This is a genomic window from Halomonas sp. DP5Y7-2, from assembly GCF_019802025.1.
Classification (GTDB): Bacteria; Pseudomonadota; Gammaproteobacteria; order Pseudomonadales; family Halomonadaceae; genus Halomonas; species Halomonas litopenaei_A.
Window position 1 is genome coordinate 123,558 of sequence record NZ_JAHVHY010000004.1, and the last position, 26,327, is coordinate 149,884.

21 protein-coding genes, 1 tRNA gene and 2 pseudogenes are annotated in these 26,327 nt (G+C 61.7%); 2 read left to right on the forward strand and 22 right to left on the reverse strand.

Going from position 1 to position 26,327, the window contains the following annotated elements; all coding sequences use genetic code 11:
* Positions 1–4 precede the first annotated feature (4 nt).
* The 9 genes and pseudogenes from KUW18_RS07315 to trmJ form a co-directional block, all read right to left on the reverse strand.
* Positions 5–1,051: a RodZ domain-containing protein gene (locus tag KUW18_RS07315; RefSeq protein WP_206941577.1), complete on the reverse strand. Its 1,047-nt coding sequence runs from the start codon at positions 1,049–1,051 to the stop codon at positions 5–7.
* A 31-nt stretch (positions 1,052–1,082) separates the two neighbouring features.
* Positions 1,083–1,823 (reverse strand): tetratricopeptide repeat protein, encoded by a 741-nt coding sequence (locus KUW18_RS07320; protein WP_224908534.1) that lies wholly within the window; start codon positions 1,821–1,823, stop codon positions 1,083–1,085.
* A 119-nt stretch (positions 1,824–1,942) separates the two neighbouring features.
* Positions 1,943–3,070 (reverse strand): 23S rRNA (adenine(2503)-C(2))-methyltransferase RlmN, encoded by a 1,128-nt coding sequence (rlmN, locus tag KUW18_RS07325; protein WP_206941575.1) that lies wholly within the window; start codon positions 3,068–3,070, stop codon positions 1,943–1,945.
* A 97-nt stretch (positions 3,071–3,167) separates the two neighbouring features.
* Complete coding sequence (gene ndk / locus KUW18_RS07330; RefSeq protein ID WP_206941573.1) at positions 3,168–3,593, reverse strand: nucleoside-diphosphate kinase; 426 nt, start codon at positions 3,591–3,593, stop codon at positions 3,168–3,170.
* A 207-nt stretch (positions 3,594–3,800) separates the two neighbouring features.
* On the reverse strand, positions 3,801–4,127 hold the full coding sequence (locus KUW18_RS07335) for a HesB/IscA family protein (protein WP_206941571.1): 327 nt from the start codon (positions 4,125–4,127) through the stop codon (positions 3,801–3,803).
* An 86-nt stretch (positions 4,128–4,213) separates the two neighbouring features.
* Positions 4,214–5,374: an aminotransferase class V-fold PLP-dependent enzyme gene (locus tag KUW18_RS07340; protein ID WP_206941569.1), complete on the reverse strand. Its 1,161-nt coding sequence runs from the start codon at positions 5,372–5,374 to the stop codon at positions 4,214–4,216.
* Positions 5,375–5,417: 43 nt separating this feature from the next.
* A complete protein-coding gene (locus KUW18_RS07345; RefSeq protein ID WP_206941566.1) occupies positions 5,418–5,888 on the reverse strand; it encodes a Fe-S cluster assembly transcription factor in 471 nt (156 codons plus the stop codon).
* A gap of 187 nt (positions 5,889–6,075) precedes the next feature.
* Positions 6,076–7,038, reverse strand: coding sequence for a serine O-acetyltransferase (cysE, locus tag KUW18_RS07350; RefSeq protein WP_222237733.1), 963 nt, complete (start codon positions 7,036–7,038; stop codon positions 6,076–6,078).
* A 264-nt stretch (positions 7,039–7,302) separates the two neighbouring features.
* Positions 7,303–8,031 (reverse strand): annotated as a pseudogene (trmJ, locus tag KUW18_RS07355) (tRNA (cytosine(32)/uridine(32)-2'-O)-methyltransferase TrmJ); the annotation flags it as partial.
* A gap of 249 nt (positions 8,032–8,280) precedes the next feature.
* On the opposite strand from trmJ, the gene KUW18_RS07360 reads away from it, so the two are divergent.
* On the forward strand, positions 8,281–9,105 hold the full coding sequence (locus KUW18_RS07360) for an inositol monophosphatase family protein (protein ID WP_206941561.1): 825 nt from the start codon (positions 8,281–8,283) through the stop codon (positions 9,103–9,105).
* A 186-nt stretch (positions 9,106–9,291) separates the two neighbouring features.
* Here KUW18_RS07360 and KUW18_RS07365 read toward each other — a convergent pair whose 3' ends face one another.
* The 8 genes from KUW18_RS07365 to KUW18_RS07400 all read right to left on the reverse strand — a co-directional run bounded on the left by KUW18_RS07365 (position 9,292) and on the right by KUW18_RS07400 (position 18,739).
* Positions 9,292–10,137: an ABC transporter substrate-binding protein gene (locus KUW18_RS07365; RefSeq protein WP_222162596.1), complete on the reverse strand. Its 846-nt coding sequence runs from the start codon at positions 10,135–10,137 to the stop codon at positions 9,292–9,294.
* Between the two features lie 112 nt (positions 10,138–10,249).
* Entirely contained in the window at positions 10,250–11,299 is a 1,050-nt protein-coding gene (locus KUW18_RS07370; protein WP_206941557.1) for a CNNM domain-containing protein, read from the reverse strand.
* A gap of 221 nt (positions 11,300–11,520) precedes the next feature.
* A complete protein-coding gene (gene secF, locus KUW18_RS07375; protein WP_222561103.1) occupies positions 11,521–12,444 on the reverse strand; it encodes a protein translocase subunit SecF in 924 nt (307 codons plus the stop codon).
* A gap of 34 nt (positions 12,445–12,478) precedes the next feature.
* Positions 12,479–14,329 carry a protein translocase subunit SecD gene (gene secD, locus KUW18_RS07380; RefSeq protein ID WP_206941547.1) on the reverse strand — a complete coding sequence of 617 codons (1,851 nt, stop codon included), beginning with the start codon at positions 14,327–14,329 and terminating at the stop codon, positions 12,479–12,481.
* Between the two features lie 191 nt (positions 14,330–14,520).
* Positions 14,521–14,859 carry a preprotein translocase subunit YajC gene (gene yajC / locus KUW18_RS07385; RefSeq protein WP_206941545.1) on the reverse strand — a complete coding sequence of 113 codons (339 nt, stop codon included), beginning with the start codon at positions 14,857–14,859 and terminating at the stop codon, positions 14,521–14,523.
* Positions 14,860–14,925: 66 nt separating this feature from the next.
* A complete protein-coding gene (gene tgt, locus KUW18_RS07390) occupies positions 14,926–16,062 on the reverse strand; it encodes a tRNA guanosine(34) transglycosylase Tgt (protein ID WP_409995825.1) in 1,137 nt (378 codons plus the stop codon).
* Positions 16,063–16,120: 58 nt separating this feature from the next.
* On the reverse strand, positions 16,121–17,170 hold the full coding sequence (gene queA / locus KUW18_RS07395; protein ID WP_222237729.1) for a tRNA preQ1(34) S-adenosylmethionine ribosyltransferase-isomerase QueA: 1,050 nt from the start codon (positions 17,168–17,170) through the stop codon (positions 16,121–16,123).
* A 114-nt stretch (positions 17,171–17,284) separates the two neighbouring features.
* The gene (locus KUW18_RS07400) at positions 17,285–18,739 is read right to left on the reverse strand and encodes an SLC13 family permease (protein WP_222162600.1); all 1,455 of its coding nucleotides are present in this window, start codon (positions 18,737–18,739) and stop codon (positions 17,285–17,287) included.
* Positions 18,740–19,280: 541 nt separating this feature from the next.
* Between KUW18_RS07400 and KUW18_RS07405 the strand changes: the two genes are divergently transcribed.
* Positions 19,281–19,367: transfer RNA gene (locus KUW18_RS07405), tRNA-Leu, on the forward strand.
* A gap of 135 nt (positions 19,368–19,502) precedes the next feature.
* Here KUW18_RS07405 and KUW18_RS19950 read toward each other — a convergent pair.
* From KUW18_RS19950 to KUW18_RS07430, 5 genes and pseudogenes are all read right to left on the reverse strand, one after another.
* A pseudogene (locus KUW18_RS19950) lies at positions 19,503–19,766 on the reverse strand (hypothetical protein); the annotation flags it as partial.
* A 294-nt stretch (positions 19,767–20,060) separates the two neighbouring features.
* Positions 20,061–21,026, reverse strand: coding sequence for a hypothetical protein (locus KUW18_RS07415; RefSeq protein ID WP_222561104.1), 966 nt, complete (start codon positions 21,024–21,026; stop codon positions 20,061–20,063).
* Positions 21,027–21,623: 597 nt separating this feature from the next.
* Positions 21,624–23,033, reverse strand: a complete 1,410-nt coding sequence (locus tag KUW18_RS07420; RefSeq protein WP_222561105.1) for an aminotransferase — start codon at positions 23,031–23,033, stop codon at positions 21,624–21,626.
* A gap of 70 nt (positions 23,034–23,103) precedes the next feature.
* Positions 23,104–24,516, reverse strand: coding sequence for an APC family permease (locus tag KUW18_RS07425; protein ID WP_222561106.1), 1,413 nt, complete (start codon positions 24,514–24,516; stop codon positions 23,104–23,106).
* Between the two features lie 236 nt (positions 24,517–24,752).
* Positions 24,753–26,240, reverse strand: coding sequence for an aldehyde dehydrogenase (locus tag KUW18_RS07430; protein ID WP_222561107.1), 1,488 nt, complete (start codon positions 26,238–26,240; stop codon positions 24,753–24,755).
* Positions 26,241–26,327: the final 87 nt, after the last annotated feature.

Below are 26,327 nucleotides of genomic sequence, written 5' to 3' on the forward strand. Positions count from 1 at the left end.
TCAATCACTCTCCCAGGGTAAAGCGGGCGACATTGTTTCTGCCGGCGCGTTGCTGCAGGTCGACGGGTTCGCCGCCCCACGTGAGCTCGACACCGGTGGCGTTGCCGACAGTCATGCGGAAGGGCGGCTCGCCCTCCACGGTGGCTTCGGTGCCCGGTGACTGCAGGCCGACGAAGACACGGGTGTTGGTGCTGTCGAAGATTTCCGTCCAGGACTGCTCGTTGAAGGTCAGCTTGAGGATACGCCGACTGGTCGTTGCCTCGCTGGCGCTCTGCTCGTCGGCAGCGCTGGCACTGTCAGTCTCGGCGTCTTGCTCGGAGGCGTCATCCGCGCTGGCCAGGTCCTGTGCGGCGTCGTCACTGTCGGAGCTTGCTGCGTCGTTGGCGGCAGCTGCCTCGGTGGCGGCCACGGTGCTCGGAGTGGCGTCGGCACTGCTCTCGGCCACTTCGGCGCTGGCTTCTTCCGCCTGCTCGTCGACCAGCCCCATCTCGCTGTCTTCCGAAGGCAGCGGCGGCAGGTTTTCGTCACTACTGGCACTGTCTTCGCTGACCGCAGCGTTGCCGTCGATGGTATCCACCGATACCGGGCCATTGTCGCTGACTTCCGGCGGTTGGCTGCCGCCACGGCTCTGCCACCACATCAGGGTCAGACCGATCAAGCCAGCGATGACGATCAGCGTCATCAGGCGGAACAGCCAGGCCCCAAGGCGCGAAGGGGGCTTGTTGATGTAGACCGGGGTCACCTTGCGTTCGACTTCTTCGTTGCCCATGCGCGTGCTGTACAGCGTCATCACACGGCCTACGTCGACGCCCAGCAGCTGGGCATAGCTGCGCAGATAGCCGCGTCGATAGGTAACGACCGGGACTTCGTCGTAATTGTCGTTCTCCAACCCTTCGATGACGGCGGGTCGGAGGTTCAGGGCTGCCCCGACTTCCTCTCGGGTCAGGCCCTGGCGCTCCCGCTCACGCAACAGCAGGGCGCCGGGTGAGTCATCTCCGGCAGACGGTTGAGACGAGAAAACCTCTGAGTCGGTGTACTGACTGTCGCTCATGGCTGAGCATCCTTCATCGTGAAAACAGTGGTCAAAGCGCGCGTGAAGGCTGGAGGGCTTCGCCCTGGACTGCCGGAGAACGATAGCCCTCGGCGTTCCCCAGGTCCGCGGCAAGCCGTCGGGCGGCGGAGTTCCATCCCGCCAGACTGACGAAGCGATCCAGCTGTGAACGGGCGCGCATAAGGTTGCCCTGTGCGTATTCCAGGTCGGCCAGAATCAGGTGGCTGGCAGCCAGCTGGTCATCGATCTGCTGTGACCGCTGTAGTGCTGCTCTTGCCTCCTCGATCTGGCCGAGATCCCACCGGCAGCGTCCCAGGTTGGCAAACAGCTGGGCCCGGTGAGCGTAGTGTATGTCGTGACTGGCTTGGTCGAGTTGATCGCAAGCCTCACGTGTTTGCCCCCGATCATACAGGAAGGCAGCGTAATTGTTGCGTGCCCGGGTAAAGTTGGGGTCCTTTTCAAGGGCATCTTGGAAAAACTGTGCGGCGAGGTGGGTCTCCCCCTGGCGCTGATGTGCCAGGGCAAGGGCCTGCAGGGTCACCGGATCCGCGGCGTCGAGCTGATAGGCCTTGTCCAGCGCCGCCAGGGCCCGAGGCAGGTTGTCCTGGCGCAGGTAGGCCTCTCCCAGGTCGCGATAGGCGGTGGCGGGAGTGTGTTCGGTATCAGTGACTGGTACGGCACATCCTGACAGGGAGGCGGCGGGTAGCACGATGGCCAGGCTCATGACGACAATGCGCAGGCAGTGGGGCAGGCGGTCTGCATGGCTCATCATGGCGTTATCGTTCTCCCGCTGCATGGCCCCGCCAGAGGGGTGTCGTCGACACCCTCTGGAGGGCTGGAAAAGGCCCGAATATCAAAGCGCCGTGCCTCAACGAAGTCAAGATGACGGGATCAGTCGGCGTCGATCTGGATCGACTGGATATAACGTTCGTGACGGCGTGTACGGTCCTTGACCCGGCCCACCAGCTGACCACAGGCAGCGTCAATGTCATCGCCGCGGGTCGAGCGAATCGGAGCGGTATGGCCCAGTTCATATAACCAGCGCTGGAAACGAACGACCTGATTGCGCGAGGGCTTCTCGTACCCGGAGTGCGGGAACGGATTGAACGGGATCAGGTTGATCTTGCAGGGCAGCTCCTTCAACAGCTCGGCCAGTTCCCGAGCGTGCTCCTGCTGATCGTTGATATCCTTGATGACCGTGTATTCGATGGTCACCTGACGCGTATCGTCGCACTTGGCCAGATAGCGGTGACAGGCATCCAGCAGGGTGCGGATGTTGTACTTGCGGTTAAGCGGTACCAGCTCGTTGCGCAGCTCATCGTTGGCGGCGTGCAGCGAGATGGCCAGGCTGACGTCGAGCTCATCGCCGAGACGATCGAGCATGGGCACCACGCCAGAGGTGGACAGGGTGACCCTGCGCTTCGACAGGCCATAGCCCTGATCGTCGAGCATCAGCTTCATCGCCGGCACGACGTTATCGTAATTCAGTAGCGGTTCGCCCATGCCCATCATCACCACATTGGTGACAGGGCGTTGGCTGCTGTCCTTGCGGGCGCCGTCGCTGTTGGCGGCTACCCAGACCTGACCGATGATCTCGGCGCTGGTCAGATTGCGCTGGAAGCCTTGCTTGCCGGTGGAGCAAAAGCTGCAGTCCAGTGAACAGCCGACCTGGGAAGAGACGCACAGGGTGCGACGCTTGCCGTTGTCAGCAGGAATCAAGACGGTCTCGACATAGCTGCCGTCTTCGACCTCTACCACCCACTTACGCGTTCCGTCATTGGAGGTGCCTTCGTAGACGACCTTGGGTCCGCGTATTTCTGCGGTTTCCTCAAGGCGAGCGCGCAGCGACTTGGACAGGTTGGTCATGTCGGCAAAGTTGCTGACACCTTCGTGGTGGATCCACTTCATTACCTGGGCGGCACGAAACTTCTTCTCACCAATGGAGAGAAAGAAGGCTTCCATGTCCTCTCGGGCCATGCCAAGGAGATTGGTGCGTTCGGGGGAGGCGGTGGTGGTCATGATCGGATCAGCGAGTCGGTGGGCAGAATATGAGGGAGCGGATGCCCGGGGCATCCGCTCGCCGGTGGGGCGTCGATAGTGACAGCCCCCGACGCCCTTAGCGCGGGCAGATCTCGTCAGCGCTGAAGAAGTAGGTCACTTCGCGCTCGGCAGACTCGGCAGAGTCAGAGCCGTGGACGGCGTTGGCGTCGATGGAAGAAGCGAAGTCGGCACGGATGGTGCCAGCGTCTGCTTCCTTCGGGTTGGTGGCACCCATCAGTTCACGGTTCTTCAGGATGGCGTTGTCACCTTCCAGTACTTGAACCACGACCGGGCCAGAGGTCATGAAGGACACCAGGTCGCCGAAGAAGGGGCGTTCCTTGTGCTCGGCGTAGAAGCCTTCCGCCTGTTCCTGGGACAGGTGGATCATCTTGGCGGCAACGACCTTCAGGTCAGCCTTTTCAAAACGCGTGATGATCTCGCCGATGACATTCTTGGCGACGGCGTCGGGCTTGATGATAGACAGAGTGCGCTCTGTAGCCATGAAACTCTCCAGTGGTTGAGCCCAGGACATGGGCATGGTGCCAGGTAGATGGCGTCGCGCCGCCCCGGAGACCGGGGCGGCGCGACGCGGAAAACGAAGCGATGTGGCGCCTTGCGCCGAAGAGCGCCGATTATAGCGTTCTCATGGCGTCTTGAACACAGTGTTCGTCAGCGGGTACGCGAGCCCTTGGAGGGATCGGCCCGGCGGCTAGACAGTAAAGCTTTCGCCGCAGCCACACTGGTCCTTGACGTTCGGATTGTTGAAGCGGAAGAACCGGTTCAAGCCTTCGTTGACGTAGTCGACTTCGCTGCCGTCCAGCATCTCGAGAGCGTCGGGGGCGACGTAGACCCGTGCGTCATGCTCCTCGAACAGGGCGTCCTCGGCCTGGGCTTCGTCGGCGAAGTCCAGCACGTAGCTGTAGCCGGAACAGCCACTTGGCTTGACCGCTACCCGCAGTCCGAGGCCTTGGCCTCGCTCCTCCAGAACGCGCCGGATCTGGTTGGCTGCAGCAGGGGTGATCGTCAGGTGTGCCATCTGTTTACTCCTGGGTCGGGCGCCGCCTGAAGAGGCAGCAGCCTGCGTGGACTTGATGACCATGCCGCGAACTCGCGTGGCGGCGGTCAGGTCATGGCGCGCTGGCGCAGAGCAATCAGCGCAGTGCGCAGTGCCTGGCCAGCGCGGTCTATGTCGTCGTTACTGGTAAAGCGTCCAATGCTCAGGCGCAGGGAAGACAGCGCCAGACGTCTCGGTACGCCGATCCCTTTCAGCACATAGGAGGGCTCGACGCTGGCCGAATTACAGGCGGAGCCCGTGGACAGGGCGATGTCACGCAGCGCCATCAACAGTGACTCGCCATCGACGCCGTCGAAACCGAGATTGAGAATATTGGGGACTGCGGTTTCCAGCTGGGTGTTCAGATGAACCCCATCCAGGTCGTCGATTCCTGCCAACAGTCGATCACGAAGCGTGGTGATACGCGCTTGGTCGCTGTCACCTTGTGCTGCTGCCAGGGCGAAGGCTTCACCCATGCCGGCAATCTGGTGGGTTGCCAGGGTGCCTGAGCGCATGCCTCTTTCGTGACCGCCGCCGTGAATCAGCGCTTCCACCTTGAGATCTGGGCTGCGGCGCACGAAGAGGGCGCCAATCCCCTTGGGGCCGTAGGCCTTGTGGGCAGACAGAGACATCATGTCCACGGCACTGGCGGTCACGTCCAGATCGATGCGCCCGACGGCCTGGGCGGCATCGACGTGCAGCATGGCGCCGTGTGCGTGGGCCACCTCGGCGAGCGCCGCAACGTCATTGATGCTGCCCAGCTCGTTGTTGACCGCCATCAGTGACACCAGCACGGTATCGGGACGCATGGCATCGGCCAGTTGTTCCGGGGTGATGCGGCCATCGGGGGTTGGCGTCAGCCAGGTCACGTCGAAGCCTTCACGCTCCGCCGCCTTGGCGGTGTCGATGACCGCCTTGTGCTCGATGATCGAGGTCACCAGGTGGCGGCCCTTGTCGCGATTGGCCCGCAGGTAGCCGGTAATGGCCAGGTTGTCGGCCTCGGTGGCGCCGCTGGTCCAGACGATCTCGCGAGGGTCTGCCTTGATCAGGTCAGCGACCTGGCGGCGGGCGTTCTCCACGGCCTGCTCGGCCAGCCAGCCGGGCATGTGGCTGCGCGACGCGGGGTTGGCGTAGGTGCCTTCGAGCGTCAGGTGCCGGCTCATGACCTCGGCGACACGGGGGTCGACGGGGGTGGTGGCGGCGTAATCAAGGTAGACGGGAGCAGTCATGGGCAATGTCATCGTTGGCGAGCGTCGAGGGCGACAGTCTAGTTTAGGGGGCTGACGTCACAATGCTGTCGCTGTGCTGGCGGCGGCGTTGGCGACCGGCGATTTCTGCCACTTCCTGGCGTTGGGCCAGTTCCCCGAGCGTCACGCCGTCGAGAAACGTCTGGATCTGCTCGGACAGTTCGAACCACAGGTGATGGGTCAGGCACGTATCGCCCTTCTGGCAATCCGACAGGCCGCCACAGCGAGTGGTGTCCACGGACTCCTTGACGGCGTCGATCACTCGGGCCACCGTAATCGCCTCAGCTGGCGCTGCCAGCAGGTAACCGCCCCCCGGGCCACGCACACTCTCCACCAGCCCGGCGCGCCGCAGTCGCGCGAAGAGCTGCTCAAGGTAGGACAGTGATATTTGTTGACGCTGGGCGATGTCGGCGAGGCAAATGGGGCCTCGTTCGGCATTGACGGCCATGTCGAGCATGGCGGTGACGGCGTAGCGTCCCTTGGTGGTCAGGCGCATGGGGTGGACCCTCGATGCCAAGTGGTGCCGGCAATCTTGACGTTATGGCGCCACCACTGAGGGTGACGCCACTGGCAATCCGTCATTATGAGAAAGACCGACCATCACGGTCAACTATTTGGCGCGTGCTGCGCTTGCGTGTCCGGGCCAGTGTGCCAACGCTCGGACGTTCGGCTGTTGCGGTACATCAACCTTCCTGCCGGTGGCGGGTGCTCTCACGGTGAGCGCTGGCATCATCGGGGGCGGTCGTCGACAGCTGACTGTCAGCAGAGTGTTCATCGGAGTCTGGGCTGCCTGAATCGTCTGCTGCGGTATCGCGCGGGGGAGTGGCAGTGTGGCGGCTGCCGACCACCGGCTCGCAGGCCTTGTCGACGTCCTCCAGAATCCCGGCGAAGTCCTCGTCCTTGATGCCAGGCATCTGCCCAGCACGATAGCTGTGGTCGAGGCGACGTAGCGTCTGGCACATGTTGCCGATACGCTCATCCACCGCGTGCATGTGGTCGAGCATGGCTTGCATCGACTTGGCCACGGGGTCCGGCATGTCCTGGCTCATGCCGTAGGCATCAAAGCCAAACTTCTGGCACATCGCCTCGCGCCGAGCGGGGTCGACCTCCAGTGCAGGGTCGCTGTCCGGGTCGGCACGCTGAACGATCTTGCCGGGGATACCGACCACCGTGGCCCCTGCGGGGACGGCCTTGGTCACGACCGCGTTGGAGCCCACCTTGGCACCGGCCCCGACGGTGAAGGGTCCGAGAATCTTGGCCCCCGCCCCGACGATGACGCCATCCTCCAGCGTCGGGTGGCGCTTACCCTTGTTCCAGCTGGTGCCACCCAGGGTGACCCCCTGATACAGCGTGACATCATCGCCCACCACCGTGGTTTCGCCGATCACCACGCCCATGCCATGGTCGATGAAAAAGCGACGACCGATGGTGGCACCGGGATGAATCTCGATGCCTGTGAACCAGCGTCCTAGCGTCGACAGCGTACGCGCGATCCACTTCAGGTTGCGCTTCCATAGTGCGTGGGAGATACGGTGGAGCAGCAGCGCATGAAGTCCAGGGTAGTTGGTCAGGACCTCAAGAAAGTTGCGCGCCGCCGGATCCCTGGCAAATACGCTGTTGATATCTTCGCGTAGGCGTTGAAACATGCGGCGGTCCTTGGTCGGCTAAGAAGGTCATAGTGGGGACAGACGTGACGCCATTCAAGCCCAGGCAACGCAGCTGGGTGCCAGGCTGTGGCAGAGGCGTACCCGGGGTTAACGGGAGGGCGTCTGGTGATCCTCTGGTCCGGCCTCTTGGGTGTCCTGGTCAGTGCTGGCATCCGCTACCATGTCTGCATGACGTGCAGCCGCTTCAGTCGTCGTTCTGTCAGCCTCACTCACCGTCATTCTACCGCCTAGCGCCGGCGCTCCTGCGGCTTTCTCGGTGGCACTAAGAATGCCCCGCAGGATATTGAGCTCCATACGCTCTGGGCGCGAACGCAGGGTGACGCGACGCAGTCGAGCCATCAGCTGTCTTGGCTTGGCTGGATCGTGGAAGCCGATGGCAATCAGGGTGCGCTCGAGGTGCGCGAAGTAGTGCTCCAGCTCGTCGTGGGTGGCGAGGGGCTGAAGATCCTCGTCGGGCTGTGCAGGGGTAGCGTCCTGGGCCAGCCAGCTGAGCCGGCACTCGTAGGCCAGTACCTGAACGGCCGCCGCAAGGTTGAGCGAGCTGAAATCGGGATTGGTCGGGATATGCACGTGGGCATGGCAACGCTGTAGCTCAGCATTGGACAGGCCGCTGTCCTCACGGCCGAACACCAGTGCCACGCGGGCGTCGCCGCTGGCGAGCTCTGTCGGCAGGCGCTCGCCAAGCTCCCGAGGCGTGATCATCGGCCAGGGCAAGGTGCGTGAACGAGCGCTGGCGCCAACCACCAGGCTGCAATCTGCCACCGCCTGTTCGATGGTATCGACCACCTGGGCCTGTTGGATCAGACGGTCAGCGCCGGATGCCCGAGACACACTGTCGGCGGTGATGACCTCGCAGCGAGGTGCTACCAAGGCCAGATCGGCCAGCCCCATGTTGTGCATGGCGCGGGCGGTAGCGCCAATATTGCCGGGATGGCTGGTGCCGATGAGAACGATGCGAATACGCTCGAGCATGAAAGATCCTGTTGCGACGCGGCGAGTGGGTTCGAGAGTGGGCGGGTGCGGTGTACTGGTCGAGCAAGCCATCGAGGGTGCACGTTGACGCTGCCGACGTGCCGCTGGAGACCAGCCGGTCGACCAGTTTAGCATGCTAGACACGGCAAAGTCCGTGGCATTCATGCGTGCCTTCTGCTAGGATTCGCGCCGAGTCCGTTCCCTTCGTCGACTCCGTTCTTTAACACCACCGACTCCCAAGGCCTGATCATGCATCCGATGGTCCAGTACGCCCTGCGCGCTGCCCGCAGCGCCGGCGAACAGTTTTTGCGCATTCGCGAACGTATCGAGAATGCCCACGAAGAGCACAACCTCGATCGCTTGCTCGAGGACACGGCACGCAACGCCGAATCCCTGATCACCCGTCAGCTGACCCGCGGCTACCCGCAGCACGGCGTGGTGGGTCGCTACACTCCGCATCGCGCGGGTGAGGGCGAAGGCGCTGATGTACTGTGGCGCATCGAGCCTTTCCACGGGTATTCCAACCTGAGCGTCGCTTCTCCCGAGTTTGCGCTGTCCGTGGTCTGCCTGATCAAGGGCCGAGCGGAGCATGCGGTGGTGATCTGTCCGTTCAGCGATGATGAGTACCTGGCAAGCCGTGGGCGTGGCGCCCAGCTGAACGGCAAGCGCCTGCGTGTCTCCAAGATCAAGGGAGCCGGTGGCGCACGTCTGTCCCTGAGTCTTCCGGACACCTACCTGCGGTCGCGTTTCCTGCCGACCTACCTGACTCTGGTACAGCAGCTTGGCCCGCAGGCTGAGCAGCTTCAGTCCAGCGCCTGTGGCCTTCTGGACATGGCCCGGCTGGCGGCCGGTCGCGCCGACGCAGCCTTTGTGCTTGGCGTTGAAGAGCAGGATCTCGATATCGGCTCGCTGTTGCTCAAGGAGTCTGGTGCGCTGATCGGAACCCCTGACGGTAAGCCTTCGGTAGCGGTGGAAGGTGCACTGATGGCCGCCAATCCTCGCCTGTTCAAGGCGCTGATCAAGCAGCTGGCCCCCCATGTGCAGACGGCGCCGAGCTTGGAAGATCAAGACTGAGTCGTCTGGACGGCAGTAAGAGTCAGCGCCAACGGCGTTTGACGTCTCTGCCTCAGGGCCTGTAACGCAATGCCCCCGCAGCCGTGCTGCGGGGGCATTGTCGTTATAGGGCGGGTTGCCGATATGTCAGTGACGTGAAGCCGATACGGCGAAGATCACCGGGGGTGACGAACCCGCCGCGGAGGATCAGCGCGCCAGGGCGGTCATCACTTCCTCGACTTGCAGGCGAGTGCTGGCCAGGCCTTGGCCGGCGAGGTACCACAGTCGTGGTGAGCCCACTGCCAGAGGCGTGTCAGCGCCGATGTCCTGCTGCAGCGTGGCGAGGTCGAGACCCGCTTCCCCAATGGCGGCGCTGCGATCCACGATCCATACCAGGTCGGCGCCAGTGGCCTGTATCTGGGCCGGTGTCATGGGCAGAAAGGTGCGCTCACCGCGAGTGACCGGGGTGACATCGTCTGGCAGGCTGGGGGCAGCAAGTCCCATGAGGTCGTGCACGATGGCATTGTTCTGCGCTGAGAAGTGGCCGTCGTTATGGGTCACTACCAGCACGCTGGGGGAGCCGTCGATAGTGGCCAGGCGCTGATCCAGGAAGTGGCGCAGATCCTCCAGCGCCTGGTCGCCCTCATCACTGATATGAAAACGTTCCGCCAGTTGGTCGACGCGAGTTTCCAGCTGGTCCCAGGTGGTGTCGCCGGCATTGGCCGAGCTGTAGACCGGAGCGATTTGCTCAAGGGCATCGCGCTGTGCTTCCAGGCGGCCGCTGATCAGAATCTCGTCCGGCTCAATGGCGCCAAGGGCTGCCATGTCGGCCTCCTTGAGGGTCCCGACGTCGGCATATTCCTCACTGGCAAAGGCAGACAGGTGTTCAGGCAGGGTCGACTGTGCGACACCGGCGATGTGCTCGTCCTGGTCGAGGTTGTCGAGAATATCGAGAGTAGCGTAGTCCAGCGCGGCGACCCGTTCCGGGGCGTCGTGCGCCCAGGCTTGGGCGGTCACGCTGAGCAGGGCGGCGATGGCGAGGGGCTTGTACATGAAGTCTCCATTGATAATCATTTTCAATGGAGATGTTATCGCAAATAGTGGCCGAAGTGGGGTGGCATCGATGGCACGGCATGTTGCGCAACGATGAACACCCCTGGTGGCATCAGGAGGGGTTGGGGTCGACCTGCCGGTGTCTCTCAGAGTCTGCCTGACGACGTTGGGTCCAGCGCTGCTTGGCGTACTTGCGCATGTTGGTGACATCATCGGTTTCATCGACGATGTCCTGTCCAAGCACTGTCTCCAGCACGTCTTCCATGGTGATCAGTCCCACCCAGGTACCATGGTCATCGTAGACCACCGCCAGGTGCTGGCGGTCTTTCAGCATCATCGTGAAGACGGTTTCGACACTGTCATCTGCCTGTACCGAAGGGGCATCCTGCATGATGTCCTTCATGCTGTGGTCTTCGTCTGCGCGGTAGGCGTCAGCCTTGTGCACATAGCCGATGGCCTGTTCGCCGCCATCCATCACCGGGAAGCGAGTGAACGGAGAGCGCACCAGCTCTTCCTCGAACTCCGCCACAGTAAGCCCTGGACGAACCGTCACGCACACGGTGCGTGGCGTCATGACCTTGCTGACCGCAATTTCGTGCAGGTTAAGGATGTTGGTGATGGTGCGGGTTTCATCCGGATCCAGGGCCTTTTCATCCAGGCCGATGCGGGCCAGCGCCTTGATTTCACCACGCATATCGGTATCGGCAGCGTTGCCGCCAATGCGTTGGGTAATCTGCTCGGATAGCCAGATGAAGGGCTTCAGCACCAGGATCATGGTGTTGAGGATAGGAGGCAGCCAGGGGGACAGCTGGCGCCAGTAGTTGGCGCCAATCGTCTTCGGAATAATTTCCGAGAGGATCAGGATGGCCAGCGTCATCAGGGCCGAGGCGATACCCAGCCAGGCTTCACCGAAGACCACGGTCACCTGAGCGCCTACACCGGTGGCGCCAACGGTGTGAGCGATGGTGTTGAGGGTCAGGATGGCAGCCAAGGGGCGGTCAATGTCGCGCTTCAGGGCATTCAGCTTCAGGTGCAGCCGTTCATTGGTTTCCTGCACCCGTGCAATGTAGCTCGGTGTCAGTGACAGCAGTGCTGCCTCCAGCACGGAGCACAGGAAGGACGCACCAATGGAGAGTACGGCAAAGGCGATCAGCAGGAACATGCGGCCTCATCAAGGCGAAAGGGTAGGGGCTAAGCATGAAAGGTGGTCGTCTGCAGGGCAAGCGATACCGCATATTTTCATGTTTCCTGACGTATCGCAGCCCTGTAGGGGAGCTGTTGCGGAAACACCGCAGACATGAAAAAGCCCCGCCGTGAAACACGGCGGGGCCAGCCAGAACTGCGTGAAAGAACTGCGTGAAAGAGGCTGCCAGGAAGCCACTGTCAGGGCAGCTGCTCTTCCTCGGCGTCTTCTTTCTTCTCGGGGATCAGATCGCGACGCTGGAGCTTCAGCTTGAGCAACAGCGCTGCTGCCACGTAGATCGATGAGAAGGTACCGACACCGATGCCGATCAGCAGGGCAACGGAGAAGTTGTGGATCATGTCGCCGCCCAGCCAGGCCAGGGCGATCAGCACCAGCAGGGTCGTGCCGGACGTGGCCAGGGTGCGCGCCAGAGTCTGGTTGATGGCTTCGTTGAAGATCGCCGGCATGTCGTCGATCCGCGATTTGCGAATGTTTTCGCGAATGCGGTCGTAGACCACGATGGTGTCGTTCAGCGAGTAGCCGATGACGGCCAGCACGGCGGCCAGTACGGTCAGGTCAAATTCCAGCTGGAACAGCGAGAAGGAGCCAATCACGATGATGACATCGTGGACCAGGGCCAGCAGTGCGCCGATCGCGAACTTGTACTGGAAGCGAAAGGCCACATAGAGCATGACCACGCCAAGAGCGACGAGCATGCCAAGGCCGCTCTGGTCACGCAGCTGGTCGCCCACCTGGGCGCCGACAAATTCCGCGCGCACCAGATCCACCTGGGTACCGCCCTGGGCGAGCAGGCCAACGACCTGCTCACCCACATTGGCTTCAAAGGTCTGCTGCAGACGGATCAGCACTTCATTGGCGGCGCCGAAGGTCTGCACCGAGACGTCGTTGAAACCAGCGCCTTCCAGCGCTGCGCGCACGCTGTCCAGGGCCGGGGCGCTGGCATAGCGGACTTCGACCAGGGTGCCGCCGGTAAAGTCGAGGCCCAGGGCAAGGCCCTGAACCACCAGTGATACCAGTGACACCAGGATCAGGATCGCCGACAGGCTGAAGGCGATCTTGCGCTGACCCATGAAGTCGAGTTGGAGGTTGGTGAGGCGATTCATACCCTCTCCCCGTTGTGTGCGAGTGGACATGGGCTTAGATCCATAGCTTCTTCACCGCCTTGCCGCCGTAGATCAGGTTGACCATGGCGCGGGTGACCAGCAGTGCGGTGAACATCGAGGTCAGGATGCCGAGTGACAGGGTCACGGCAAAGCCCTTGACCGGCCCGGTGCCAATGGAGAACAGGATCAGTGCCACTAGCAGCGTCGTGATGTTGGCGTCGACGATGGAGCTGAACGCGCGCTCGTAGCCGGCGTGGATGGCTTGCTGGACCGACAGTCCGTTACGCAGTTCCTCGCGAATACGTTCGAAGATCAGCACGTTGGCATCGACGGCCATACCCAGGGTCAACACGATACCGGCGATACCCGGTAGTGTCAGAGTGGCGCCGAGCATCGACATGGCGGCCACCAGCATGGTCAGGTTGAGCGCCAGGGCGACGTTGGCAATGATGCCGAACACCTTGTAGCGAATCAGCATGAACAGCACGACCAGCAACAGACCGATCTGGACCGACAGCATGCCGCGTTCGATGTTGTCGGCGCCTAGGCTCGGCCCGATGGTGCGTTCCTGAGCGAAGTAGATCGGGGCGGCCAGCGAGCCGGAGCGCAGCAGCAGGGCCAGTTCCCCGGCTTCCGTGGGGCTGTCTAGCCCGGTGATGCGGAAGCTGTTGCCCAGGGCACTCTGGATGGTGGCCAGGCTGATGATACCGCGCTCGGTGTACGGGTCGCGGACGGTGACCCGCTCGCCATCTTCCATCACCGTGCGGTCGCGGGTCTTGTGCTCGATGAACACCACCGCCATGTTGCGCCCGATATTGGTGCGAGTGGCGCGGTTCATCAGTGTGCCGCCGGTGCCGTCCAGGTTGATATTGACCTGGGGGCGACCGTTTTCATCAAAACCACGGCTGGCGCTGGAGACGCTGTCGCCGGTGATGATGACGTCACGCATCAGGTCTGCACTGCGGGCCGGTTCGTTGCGGAAGGGCAGTGCCTCGGTTTCGTTGGAGGGGGTGTCGGTACGTGCCTCCAGGCGGAACTCGAGGTTGGCGGTGGCGCCGACGATGCGCTTGGCCGCGGCGGTATCCTGGACGCCAGGCAGCTCAACCACGATGCGATCTGGGCCCTGGCGCTGGACCAGGGGCTCCGCCACGCCCAGCTCATTGACGCGGTTGCGCAGCGTGGTCAGGTTCTGATTGATCGCATAGTCCTGGATTTCATCGACGGCGGCATCGGTCAGGGTCATGGCCAGGGCGGCGCCGCGCTCGCGATCGACATCCTGATACTGCAGGTTGGGGAATTCCTGACGAATCAGCGTCTCGGCAGCATCGCGGTCTTCGGCGTTCATGAAGTCCAGCGAAATGGTGCGACCGTCGATCTCGGTATTGCGATAGCGAATGCGCTCGTCACGCAGGGTTTCGCGCATCGCGCTGGCATTCACTTCCAGCCGCTGGCTGACCGCGGCATCCATGTCGACTTCGAGCAGGAAGTGCACGCCGCCTCGCAGGTCGAGGCCCAGGGTCATCGGGGAGGCTGCCAGCGAGGCGAGCCAATCCGGGGTGGACTCTGCCAGGTTCAGGGCGACCACAAAATCTTCGCCGAGCTCTTGGCTGATCAGGTCGCGGGCGGGAATCTGGTCTTCGGCATCACGCAGGCGAATCAGCAGGCTGTTGGGCTCCTGCTCGACCTGCTTGATCTCGATATCGGCGTCGGCAAGCGCCTGCTCCAGGCTTCGCTGCTGAGACTCGGAAAGGCTCAGGTCACCGCGATCACTGCTGATCTGTACCGCGGGATCTTCAGGAAACAGATTGGGAAGGGAGTAGACCAGGCCGACGAGAAGCACCACTAGAATCAGCAGGTACTTCCACAAAGGGTAACGATTGAGCATCGGGGCTCTGCCCTCAGGTTGCTGACAAATGAGGGAACATCGCAGGATCAAACAAGATGGGACTGCAAGGTTCCGAGGCGACGGGTGCGGCTGCCTCGCCAACGCGCGACAGCCGACCGATCGGCTCGCCCCGCGTCAGCATGGGGCATCCCCACCGACCGGATGGGATCCGGGGTGGGGACGAGCACCAATCAGATGGACTTGAGCGTGCCCTTGGGCAGCACGGCGGCCACGGCATTCTTCTGAACGCTGACCTCGGTGCCTTCGCTGATTTCCATGGCCAGGAATTCGCTGTCTTCGCTGACCCGGGTGATGCGGCCCATCAGGCCGCCGCCGATGACGATCTCGTCACCCTTGGAGAGGCCGCCGATCAGCTGCTTGTGCTGCTTTGCCCGCTTGGCCTGGGGACGCCACAGCAGGAAGTAGAAGATCAGCACGAAGCCGACCAGCATCACAATCTGGGCGATGCCGCCACCGGCAGCGGCGCCGGCATCCTGGGCCTGGGCCGGGGAGATGAAGAAGTCCAACATGTACGACGGTCTCCGTAAGTCGTGGGAAAAGCAGGAGCAAGCGGCCGGCAACTGCCGACCGATGTATCAATTCGGGGCGGGGGGAACCGGCAGGCCACGCCTGGCGTAGAACCCTTCCACGAAGTCAGCCAATGTACCCGCTTCGATAGCACCGCGCAAACCAGCCATGAGGCGCTGATAGTGACGCAGATTATGGATGGTGTTGAGCATCGAACCGAGCATCTCTCCACAACGGTCCAGGTGATGCAGGTAGGCCCGTGAGAAGTTCTGGCAGGTGTAGCAGTCGCAGTCGTCTTCCAGCGGACGAGTGTCATGGCGATGCTTGGCGTTGCGGATCTTCACTGTGCCTTCGCTGGTGAACAGGTGACCATTGCGCGCATTGCGGGTTGGCATCACGCAGTCGAACATGTCGACCCCGCGGCGAACGCCTTCGACAAGGTCTTCGGGCTTGCCGACGCCCATCAGATAGCGCGGCTTGTCTGCCGGCATCCAGTCGGGCAGATAATCGAGGACCTCGATCATCTCTTCCTTGGGCTCACCCACTGACAGGCCGCCGATGGCATAGCCGTCGAAACCAATGTCGTTGAGGCCTTTCAGCGACGCCTCACGCAGGTCCGGGTACATGCCGCCCTGGATGATGCCGAACAGCGCCGACGGTGACTCGCCGTGAGCATCCTTGGAGCGCTGGGCCCAGCGCAGCGACATCTCCATGGAGGCCTTGGCTTCGGCATGGGTGGCCGGGTAGGGCGTGCACTCATCGAAGATCATCACGATGTCAGAGCCTAGCGAGCGCTGCACTGCCATCGACTCTTCCGGTCCCATGAAGACCTTGGCACCGTCTACCGGCGAGCGAAAGTGCACGCCTTGCTCTGTGATCTTGCGCATTTCTCCCAGGGAGAAGACCTGAAAGCCGCCGGAGTCCGTCAGGATCGGCTTGTCCCACTGGGCAAAGTCATGCAGGTCGCCGTGGGCTTCGATGACCTCGGTACCCGGGCGCAGCCACAGGTGAAAGGTATTGCCAAGGATGATCTCGGCGCCGATCTCTTCCACCGAAGAGGGGGTCATGCCTTTGACCGTGCCATACGTGCCTACCGGCATGAAGGCCGGTGTCTCGATGGAGCCACGGGGAAAGGTGATGCGGCCTCGGCGTGCCCGGCCATCGCTGGCCAGGTGGTCGAAGTGCATGAAACATTGCTCTCGCATGGGTCTCTCCGTGCCCCTGTGGGGCTTAACGCGGTTCTGCCGTATCCGTTGTGCTGTATCAGTCTTGTGCTTTCAGTGCCGCGGGTGTCGGCGTCAGCAGCATGGCGTCGCCGTAGCTGAAAAAGGCATAGCCTTGCTTGACCGCCTCTCGATAGGCCGCCATGACGGTATCGTAGCCAGCGAAGGAAGACACCAGCATCAGCAGGGTCGATTCAGGCAGGTGGAAGTTGGTGATCAGGGCATCGACGCAACGCCATTGATAACCCGGGTAGATGAAGATATCCGTGTCGCCTGACAGCGGCGCAATCTCGCCCGAGGCGCTGGCGGTTTCCAGGCAACGAACGCTGGTGGTGCCCACCGCCACCACCTTGTTGCCTCTTGCCTTGGCTGCGCGCACCTTGGCACAGGTCTCGTCACCGACGTCGATCCACTCGCTGTGCATGTGATGTTCGTGAATGTTGTCGACGCGCACCGGCTGGAAGGTGCCGGCACCGACGTGCAAGGTCACGTAGGCCGACTCGATGCCACGGCTTGCGAGACGCTCGAGCAGTGGCTCGTCGAAGTGCAGGCCTGCGGTCGGCGCCGCGACAGCGCCGTCGCGACGTGCGTAGACGGTCTGATAGCGCTCCCGGTCGGACAGCTCGTCCTCGCGAGTGATGTAGGGTGGCAGCGGCATGTGCCCATGCTGCTCCAGCAGCGCGATCATCGGCGTATCACCGAGGAAGCGCAGCTCAAACAGAGCGTCGTGGCGTCCCTCTACCACGGCCTTGATGTCACCTTCGAAGATCAATTCCGTGCCCGGCTTCGGCGACTTGCTGGAGCGCAGGTGCACCAGCCCGCGATGGGCATCCAGCGGGCGTTCGAGCAGCATCTCGACCTTGCCGCCGCTGGCCTTGTGGCCGTGCAGCCGCGCGGGGATAACGCGGGTATCGTTGAACACCAGCAGGTCCCCTGGCTCGAGCAACTGCTCAAGGTCGGGGAAGCGACGATGGTCAAGCTGGCCACTGGCGCCATCGACGCAAAGCAGCCGACAGTCGCTGCGGATGTCGGAGGGGTAACGGGCGATCAGCTCCTCGGGGAGCTCGAAGTGAAAGTCAGCGCGCTGCATGGGGATTCACAAGATGGAGGTTCGCAAGTCGTCAGGCAGGAAGATCGAATGCCAAAGGCGCACAAGGATACCGTTTCCTGACCGCCACGTCAGGAAACGGTGATCATCTCTGTGTTACCAGAGCAGCAGAATCAAGCCGTAGGCCATCAGCGTCACCAGTACGGTGCTGATCAGGTTCAGTGCAAAACCGGCGCGAATCATTGACTGAATCTGCATGTGGCCGGTACCGAACACGATGGCATTGGGAGGCGTCGCCACAGGCATCATGAAGGCACAGCTGGCGGCGATGGCGGCCGGCACGGTGATCAGCATGACGGGAATGTCCAGCGACATGGCCAATGCGCCCAGAAGCGGCAGGAACGCGGCTGCGGTGGCGGTATTGGAGGTGACCTCGGTCAGGAAGATGATGACCAGTACGACGCCACCGATGATCGCCAGCGTAGGCAGGGCGCCGAGGATGGCCAGCTGGTTGGCGATCCACTCCGCAAGTCCTGACTTGCTGATGGCACCGGCCAGCGCCAGGCCGCCGCCGAACAGCAGCAGAATGCCCCAGGGGAGCTTCACCGCATCTTCCCATACCATCAGCGTTTCGCCGGGCTGGCGCTTGGACGGGATCAGGAACAGGGCCATGCCGGCGACGATGGCGATGGTGGTGTCCGACAGCCAGTCCGCGCCCATGTCATTGAGCAGCGGGCGAACGATCCACAGCGCGGCAGCGGCCAGAAACAGCAGGCCCACCCGGCGCTCGGCCGAGCTCATGGGGCCCATGTCGGCGAGCTGATCACGAATCAGACTGTCGCTGTCTCCCTGGCCGATATTCAGCGCGAAGCCCTTGCGGGACAGCCACCACCAGGCCAGAGCCATCATCACCACACTGATCGGCACGCCGACCAGCATCCACTGTGCAAAGCCCAGGTCGATGCCGCGGTCTTCTGCCAGATAGCCGGCCAGCAGGGCGTTGGGCGGCGTTCCGATGAGCGTTGCAACGCCACCGATGCTGGCGGAGTAGGCGATGCCCAGCAGCAGCGCAGTAGCAAAGCGCCGCAGTTCCTTGGGATCGGAATCTTCCATCAGGCTGAGCACCGAGATGCCGATCGGCAGCATCATGATGGCCGTAGCGGTATTGGAGACCCACATGCTGAGAAAGCCGGTGGCGATCATGAAGCCGGCAATCTGGCGGCGTGGCTCGCTGCCGACCACCTTGAGCACATGCAGGGCGATGCGCTTGTGCAGGTTCCAGGTCTGCATCGCGATGCCCAGCAGGAAGCCGCCCAAGAAGAGGTAGATGATCGGATTGGCATAGCTAGCCGCGATATCCTTGATGCCACCAATGCCCAGCGCCGGTGCCAGTACCAGCGGAATCAGTGATGTCACCGGAATGGGGATCGCCTCGGTCGACCACCAGCTGGCCATGAGCAATGCCATGCCGACACAGCCCCAGGCAGCGTGGGACATATCGCCCGGAGGCGGCAGAATCAACGTGAGCAGCAGAAGCAGCGGGCCCAGCACCAGGCCTATACGGCTGGCGACGGACGGATGGGGAACAGCATCGTTGCGGGTATCGGCCATGGCAGATTCCTTTCTCCTCAAATACGCTCGGCAGGACGCGACAGATGCTTCGCGAAGCGCTGCCTAGGGGGCTGATCAGGGGTACGGATCAGCAGCGCGGTCAAGCGGCGCCGGTTCTGTTGTTGATGGAGACTTACGCATTGTTAACCTGACGCAGGGCGGCGGCAGTCTACCAAGGTCGAAGCCGCCGGGGCGAGCCATCTTTGGCCAAGACGTCGCTGTTGGACAAGCTCAGGGCTGGTCCACTCAGGGCTGGTCCACTCAGGGCTTGTCCAAAAGCAAGGCGGCTTCGTTGCAGCCGTTCACGTGGATGGTCACCTAGGGCGAAGCCGTTGGGCCTGTATGCGTGCCCCACCCACCGCCCATACGCGCGGTCCGGTGCACTCGCTACCCAGCAGACGGCACGGGCGAAAAAACAGGCCAGGACGCGCTGCAAGGGACCTGGACCACCCGCAGAGGTCAACGAATGCGCGCTTGAATCGCGCATAGGTAGCTGAAGCAATTGACGTTCGCTGTCACCCACGTATAATCAGCGCCCGTTGCCGGTGTGGCGGAATTGGTAGACGCAGCGGATTCAAAATCCGCCGCTGGAAACAGTGTGTCGGTTCGAGTCCGACCACCGGCACCATTTAGAAAACAGTCGCTTACGAGCGGCTGTTTGCGTTTTTACCCTCCTTTTTTCTAGTGTGTGCTCGCAGAAGGCCCCGCTCAAGCTCGGCAGGCGCGCGCCAATATCGTTTAGACCTACATCGAACATGTGCAAGTAGCGGCTGGTAATGATCAGGCTGGGATGCCCTAGCAGATCCCCCACCGTGGTCATGCTCCCTCCGGCCTGGGCCAGCCTGCCGGCAAAGCTGCGGTGCAGGTCGTGAAGGCTTAGATCCTGGCACCCTACCGCCACCCTTGCTTTTCCCCACACTATCTGTAGCAGATGATAGGTCGTCACAAACGACAGGTCCTCTAGTCCGGCACGAACATCCGCCGCTATCCTGCCCATACGGTCATTTTCGCTCCTTCTGTCTGGCATCAACGGGCGCGATCAAGCTGAATGTTGTTTAGGGCTAGCTGCCAGTAGTTCGGTTAGCCCTGCCCAGACCCGTCCAGCCCAGTATAGGTAGTCTGCCGACGTTCAGTGGTTACTTAGCGGAAAATATGGCGCATCTAGGCAGGCTGAGCTCGATCGAACTTACATCTCGAAGTCGCCTTGTCATGTGTAGTTCGAGCCGTTTTTTGTCCATGGTAAGAAACGGCTATCAGATACTGGGGTGGCGATAACTGCCGCCCAATTTTGAGCCTTGCTGTTGCTAAACCCTGGTCCTGATTATCGAAGTATGACTTTCAGTCGAGGTCGGAAGGTGTTTGCGAAGTGGTTGAGCTGCTGTGCTAGCCAGGTACGGCATTCGTCATCATTGGTGAAATCTTCAAGCTGAGCATAGCTGGCAAAACCAAGCCGTTCGGGATCCCCCTTTAGGCGATCCATGGTGCCTCCGGGTAGTTCGGCTAAGATCTGCTCGCGTTCTTCGTTTAGTTGGTCGAGTACCCGCGGAAGCTCCGTTTTCTTGCCGGACAAAAACACACCGCAGATGCCGTCTCCCATAGAGCGATAGGCGGTGAGCCAGATGCCTTGTACGGGGAGTGACGCCCTGACGTGATTTGGGTATCGGTAGGCAGGGGGTGTCTGCTCGGGATCATCGAAGAGTGTGCGTGTTAGCGGGTCCCACCAAGCGCGCTCCTCAGTTACCGAAACAGAATTACCGCTTGTAGCGGTTTCGCTGTCGTCGATGGCATCACGGAGCTCGCCGCTGTCACTTTTCTGGACATAAATGAATGTTCGCTCGATGGTCTCTGTCTTTGCGACGACACGAGGCTGAACCGCCAGGCCCTGGTCGCCGAACTCGTAAAGAGCCACCTCCACCAGGCCGAAGCTGAAGCCGAGTGTAGCATTGCGAGTGATCAGCTCGGCCATGCTGGTGACGCCCTCACGGATTCCATCGCCGGCGATCAGCAGCAGGAAGCGTCCCTCACGCAGAGCTCGGGCGGCGGCGTCGACGAAGGCGGCCTCGTCCAGGTCCTGCTTGAGCCGCCGGGCGGCCTCGAAAGGTACATTGCCTTTAAGGCCTGTGGCGGCTGCAACTTGGCGTTGCAGGTCCGCGTAGCTCCACTGGGACACGGCCCTGGCGTAGTCGAGGATCTGAGCGATCACCTTGCGCCGTGCTTCCGGATTGCGCCATAGCTTGCACTCGACTAGTGTCAGCCGGCCAGAAGGGCTAATAAAGGCGGCATCCACGGGGCCCGCTTCAGTGGAGAGCTCGGTGCACAGCGACACCAGTGGGCCGAAGGAAGGATCCACTTCCTCAATCGGTAACAGGTCCGGGTGAGCAGCCAGTAGGTCGCGCAGCCATGCTTCATTACGGCTATTGGTAAAACCTAGCGGGGCCCGTGTCGCCGTGGTAAATGCCTCGCCACTATGTTGTCTAAGAAGAATGTTTCCATATGTCGGCACAGGTCAGTCCCTTAGTATTGTCGGCGTATAAGCAGCTAGGCGGTGTCCGCAATTTGCTGAAGTATGGCTAAGTGTATCGAATTCTACTCTGCTATATGAGCTTGATAGAGCGAGCGATGTACGTAGATGCGAGAAAGGCCACCTCTCGTCGAGATCGGAGAATGAGCTTTCATCCTGTGGCAATTGCTGGATTCAACGGTGAGCTAAGTCGCGCTCATTAGCTGATGTTAAAGGGACAAGGCACATTTCTCTGTCCTTATACCGGGCTCACTACTCGTTTAGACCAGCATCGCCCCTCTCGGTTATCGATAGCGCTTTCTGACGGGGGCTGCTATCAACGTCGGAGAGGGGCGATGCTGGGCCTATCTGCCGGTGCCGGGACTAGCGGGGCAGGTAGCCGTCGGCCTTGAGGGACTCGGTGGCGGCTTCGATGCTATCGCGCAGGGTGGTGGCGACAAAGTCGACGTGCTCTCGGGTCAGGATCAACGTCGGTGACAGGATGTTCATATGCGCCAAGGGCCGAACGATCAGGCCTCGCTTCTGACATTCATCGGCGATGCGATTACCGATCTTGGCCTCGGGGTCGATCAGTGCCTTGGTTTGTTTGTCCGCGACGTTTTCCAGACACATCATGAACTTGCGGCCTCTGATATCGCCAACAATCTGGAGGTCTGACAATTCGCGGATACGGCGTTCAAAGTAGGCCCCCACGTCCTGTACGTGCTCGCACAGCCCTTCGCGCTCCATGATCTCCAGGTTCTTGAGGCCTGCCGCACAGCTCACCGGGTGGCCTGAATAGGTGAAACCGTGGGTGAACAGGGCGCCGTCCGCCTGGGGCTTGCTGATCACCTCATAGATGCGGTCGGAGAAGATCGTGGCCCCTAGCGGCAGGTAGCCCGAGGTCAGCCCTTTGGCGCAGGTAATGATGTCCGGGACGATACCGAATTCGTCCTCCGAGGCGAACATGTGGCCAAGACGGCCGAAGGCGGTGACCACTTCGTCCGAGACGTACAGGACGTCATACTTGCGGCACACCTCCAGCGTTCTGCGGTGATAGCCCTCAGGGGGAACAATGACACCGCCCGCGCCCATGATGGGCTCAGCGAAGAAGGCGGCGACATTGTCCGGCCCTAATTCGAGAATCTTGCTTTCCAGTTCCGCGACCTTGTCGTCGCAAAAGTCCTCCAGGTTTTGGCCCGCAGGGCGCCGGTAAGGATTCGGACAGCTGATGTGATGTACCAGGGTGTCGTCGATATCAAAGCCGATATGGTCGAACTTGACGCCGGTAATCGACATCGCCATGTAGGTGCTGCCATGGTAGCCATCGATACGAGAGATGATCTGTTTCTTGCTGGTCTTGCCAAGCTGATTGAAATAGAAGTGGATCATCCTTACCGCGGTATCGTTGGCCACCGATCCGCCGCAGCCATAGAAGACGTGGTTGAGGTCCCCGGGGGCGAGCTCGGCAAGCTTGGCCGCCAGCTGAGCGGCGGGTGCCGTGGTGTGGTGGCCAAAGGTCGAGAAGTAAGGAATGGCGCGGATCTGATCGGCCACCGCGTCGGCGATTTCATCCCGGCCGTAGCCGATATTGACGCACCATAGTCCTCCAATGCCATCCAGATAGCGCCGCCCATCGGCATCTTCGATGCTGACGCCATCGGCCTTGGTAAAGACCATGGAGCCGTTTTCCTTGAAGGTGGAAAAGTCGGTCCATGGGTGGGTGAAATGATCGCGATCCTTCTCCCAGATGTCCTGCTTGTCGAGGGAGGGTGAGCCTTGAAAGCTGTTCATTGTCGTTCTCCTTTATGATGCTATCCGGGCAGGGCATTGGCCCCACTCCTGGCCTGTTCTGGTGTTATTTCTAGCGGCTGATGACTCGGTCAAGCGGTTCCGGCGTGAAGAGGGGTTTTTTCATCACGACCTTGATCCAGACCAAGGCCACAAGGCTGACCAGTCCGAGTACCACCCCTGCGCTGGTGAAGATCTGCTGGGTCATGTCGGGGGAAGGTGATGCATAGACGATCGCGTAGACCATGCCCGCAATGCCGACGAGCTGAGGCAAGGGGTAGAAGGGCGTGCGGTAGGGGCGCTGTGCATCGGGGTGGCGACGGCGCAGGGCGATGACATTGACGTGGGCGATGATGTAGGCGATCAGCCAGGCAATCGCCGCCGCCGTCAGCAGTAGCCCGACGGTGCCAGGGTCATTTCCCCAGACCAGAAGAGGTAGCCCCGTGACGGCTGCAATGAACAGGACCGCAACCCAGGGAACCCTGGTGGAGGTCGTCAGCCAGCCAAGGGCGGGAAAGGCCTGGCCCTGTTCCGCCATGCCTTGCAGCATACGGGGTATGGACGCCAAGGACGTGTTGACGGTGCTGCAGGTGGCGGTGACAGCAGCGACGGCAAGCACAAGATGCCCGGCGTCACCGAAAACAGCGCGTGCATATTCCAAGTGGGGAAGTTCGGCCGCCAGCAGGGCTTCCTGCGGCAAGTAGAACAGGACGCCGAGACAGTAGAGGGAGAAGACCGCAAAGATAACCGTCAATCCCAGGTACATGGAGCGGGGGATATGACGAACCGGATCACGCGTTTCCGACACGAGCGGACAGACAAACTCGACCCCCACGTAGCCCCAGATCGCCAGTGCCATGAGGCTGAAGGCGCCGCTGCCCAGGTCAAGATCGGCAAGGATGTGGCTGGCATTGAAGGCATGGGGGGCTACGCCGCCGGACAGCGCACTGATGCCCAGCAGCGTGAGTGCCACCACCATGGCGAAGGCCAGTACGTTCTGCAGCTTGGCAAAGACATCGATACCCATCAGGTTGAGCAGGGTAAAGGCGCCAAGAATGCCGAAGGCAATGAAGTGGGTGCTGTCCAGGGCGGGGTAGAGCACACCGAGCAGGTAGTCGACCAGTAATAGCTCTGCAGACAGGGCGAACATGGCGACGACCACGTAGCCCGAGAACACCGACAGAATGGCGGGAAAGTGACCGAGCGCGACCTCGGTATAGGTGCTGAGGCTACCGGCTCGGGGAATCATCAGCGACAGTTCCGAGAACGAGGCGGCGTAGCACATGGCCAGTATCCAGGCGATGGCCAGGGGGAGCAGGAACGCTGCCCCGGCAATGCCGACGCCCTGGAGCATGATCACCATGACGCCCTGGGAGACGACCAGGCCCACCGCGATCGCCATCAACGACTTCAGGCCCAGCGCCTTGCGGCAGGAGCCCGAGGCAGATGGCGCTGCCTGGTGGGAGGTGGGGGAGTGTGTTTGCATCACTACATCCTCTTGTTGTTGTTCGACATTGTGATTCGGAGCTGTTTTTCAGAAGGGTTCTTCAAGCCTTTGTTCGGAATAGATATTCGAGTGCTGGCGAGCGCAGCGTGGATGGTTCGGCAGGCGCCCGCCCGAGACGAGCACCCAGCAAGCCGCAGGGCCCTCCCGCGGTGGATGGGAAGGAGCGAAGACCCTGGCTCAAGGCCTCTGCTTTAGACCTTTGCTCAAGACACTCGCTACAGGCGAATCCAGGTCGTTTTCAGCTGGGTGAACTTGTCCAGGGCATGCAGCGACAGGTCTCGCCCGAACCCTGATTGCTTGTAGCCGCCGAAGGGCGTGGTGAAGTCGATGGCATCTACGGTGTTGACCGAGACGGTGCCTGCTCGCAGGCGGCGCGAGACGCGGTGGGCGCGGGATAGATCGGTCGTCCAGACGGAGGCGGCCAGACCGTAGATGGAATCGTTGGCGATGGCCACGGCCTCGTCTTCGTCAGTGAAGTCGATCAGCGCAGCCACGGGCCCGAAGATCTCCTCATGGGCGATGGTCATCTTGGGAGCCACATCGACGAACAGCGTAGGAGCGACGAAGGCGCCTTGTTCGTCTCCGCTGGGCGCGGTGCCCATGGCGAGGGATGCACCTTCTTCGATACCGCGAGCAATATAGCCACGGACCTTGGCGGCGTGCTCGCTGTCGATCAGCGCTCCTACATCTGTCGCAGGGTCCAGGGGATCCCCCACCACCAACCGCGAGGCGGCGGCCACGAAGGCGTCGACGAAGGCTGGCCTGATATCACGTTGGACGAGAATCCTCGAATTGGCAGAGCAGACTTCCCCTTGATTGAAGTAGATGCCTTGCACGGCGGCTCTCGCCGCAGCGTCAATATCGCTGTCGGTAAAGATCAGGTTGGGGCTCTTGCCGCCACACTCCAGCCAGACCTGCTTCATGTTGGAGCGGGAGGCGTAGTCGAGAAAGCGTTTGCCGGTAGCGGTGGATCCGGTAAAGGTCAGGCAGTCCACGTCAGGGTGAAGTCCAAGGGCCTGTCCAGTGACATGACCATGACCGGGCAGCACGTTGATGACGCCGTCAGGAAAGCCTGCCTCCTTGGCCAGTTGTGCCAGGCGCAGTGCGGTCAACGGAGACTGCTCCGCCGGCTTGAGAATTACGCTATTCCCCGCCGCCAGCGCTGGGGCCAGCTTCCAGGCGGTGATATCGAGGGGAAAATTCCAGGGAATTACCGCCGCCACCACACCGATGGGCTCTCGAGTAATGGTCGCCAGGTTGTCACCGTCGGTCGGTGCGACTTCACCGTAGAGCTTGTCGGTCGCTTCGGAGTACCACTCGAAACACCCGGCTGCGCCTGGAATATCCAGTTCATAGGCGTCACGGATGGGCTTGCCGGTATCCAGCGTTTCGAGCAGCGCCAACTCCTCTCGGTGTTGCCGAATCAGCGCCGCCAGGCGTTGCAGCGTAGCCTTGCGCTGTGCCGGGGCGAGGCGTGACCAGACCCCTGACTCGAAACTTGTGCGAGCGGCTGCGACCGCCCGATCCACATCGTCGACGCTACAGGCCGCGACCTCCGTCAGGGGTTGGCCGGTGGCAGGGTTGGAGGTGACCAGCGTCGCGCCATCACTGGCAGCGGTGGCCGCGCCGTCGATGAACGCATCGTGGGGCAGGACAAGCTTTGCGCTCAGGTCACGCCAATAGGAAAGATCATGTTCCGTCATGGGGAAGGTACCTCGGTCGGAGTGTTGTTATCTTGGCCGTGCAACTCCGCTACCCGGCTGTACAAGCACCATATCCCCAGGCTGTTG

What these genes read in the sequence shown, in the direction of transcription:
- KUW18_RS07315 (WP_206941577.1), bottom strand. Translation starts at nt 1,051, where the DNA reads ATGAGCGACAGTCAGTACACCGACTCAGAGGTTTTCTCGTCTCAACCG.
- KUW18_RS07320 (WP_224908534.1), bottom strand. Translation starts at nt 1,823, where the DNA reads ATGATGAGCCATGCAGACCGCCTGCCCCACTGCCTGCGCATTGTCGTC.
- rlmN (WP_206941575.1), bottom strand. Translation starts at nt 3,070, where the DNA reads ATGACCACCACCGCCTCCCCCGAACGCACCAATCTCCTTGGCATGGCC.
- ndk (WP_206941573.1), bottom strand. Translation starts at nt 3,593, where the DNA reads ATGGCTACAGAGCGCACTCTGTCTATCATCAAGCCCGACGCCGTCGCC.
- KUW18_RS07335 (WP_206941571.1), bottom strand. Translation starts at nt 4,127, where the DNA reads ATGGCACACCTGACGATCACCCCTGCTGCAGCCAACCAGATCCGGCGC.
- KUW18_RS07340 (WP_206941569.1), bottom strand. Translation starts at nt 5,374, where the DNA reads ATGACTGCTCCCGTCTACCTTGATTACGCCGCCACCACCCCCGTCGAC.
- KUW18_RS07345 (WP_206941566.1), bottom strand. Translation starts at nt 5,888, where the DNA reads ATGCGCCTGACCACCAAGGGACGCTACGCCGTCACCGCCATGCTCGAC.
- cysE (WP_222237733.1), bottom strand. Translation starts at nt 7,038, where the DNA reads ATGTTTCAACGCCTACGCGAAGATATCAACAGCGTATTTGCCAGGGAT.
- KUW18_RS07360 (WP_206941561.1), top strand. Translation starts at nt 8,281, where the DNA reads ATGCATCCGATGGTCCAGTACGCCCTGCGCGCTGCCCGCAGCGCCGGC.
- KUW18_RS07365 (WP_222162596.1), bottom strand. Translation starts at nt 10,137, where the DNA reads ATGTACAAGCCCCTCGCCATCGCCGCCCTGCTCAGCGTGACCGCCCAA.
- KUW18_RS07370 (WP_206941557.1), bottom strand. Translation starts at nt 11,299, where the DNA reads ATGTTCCTGCTGATCGCCTTTGCCGTACTCTCCATTGGTGCGTCCTTC.
- secF (WP_222561103.1), bottom strand. Translation starts at nt 12,444, where the DNA reads ATGAATCGCCTCACCAACCTCCAACTCGACTTCATGGGTCAGCGCAAG.
- secD (WP_206941547.1), bottom strand. Translation starts at nt 14,329, where the DNA reads ATGCTCAATCGTTACCCTTTGTGGAAGTACCTGCTGATTCTAGTGGTG.
- yajC (WP_206941545.1), bottom strand. Translation starts at nt 14,859, where the DNA reads ATGTTGGACTTCTTCATCTCCCCGGCCCAGGCCCAGGATGCCGGCGCC.
- tgt (WP_409995825.1), bottom strand. Translation starts at nt 16,062, where the DNA reads ATGCGAGAGCAATGTTTCATGCACTTCGACCACCTGGCCAGCGATGGC.
- queA (WP_222237729.1), bottom strand. Translation starts at nt 17,170, where the DNA reads ATGCAGCGCGCTGACTTTCACTTCGAGCTCCCCGAGGAGCTGATCGCC.
- KUW18_RS07400 (WP_222162600.1), bottom strand. Translation starts at nt 18,739, where the DNA reads ATGGCCGATACCCGCAACGATGCTGTTCCCCATCCGTCCGTCGCCAGC.
- KUW18_RS07420 (WP_222561105.1), bottom strand. Translation starts at nt 23,033, where the DNA reads ATGAACAGCTTTCAAGGCTCACCCTCCCTCGACAAGCAGGACATCTGG.
- KUW18_RS07425 (WP_222561106.1), bottom strand. Translation starts at nt 24,516, where the DNA reads ATGCAAACACACTCCCCCACCTCCCACCAGGCAGCGCCATCTGCCTCG.
- KUW18_RS07430 (WP_222561107.1), bottom strand. Translation starts at nt 26,240, where the DNA reads ATGACGGAACATGATCTTTCCTATTGGCGTGACCTGAGCGCAAAGCTT.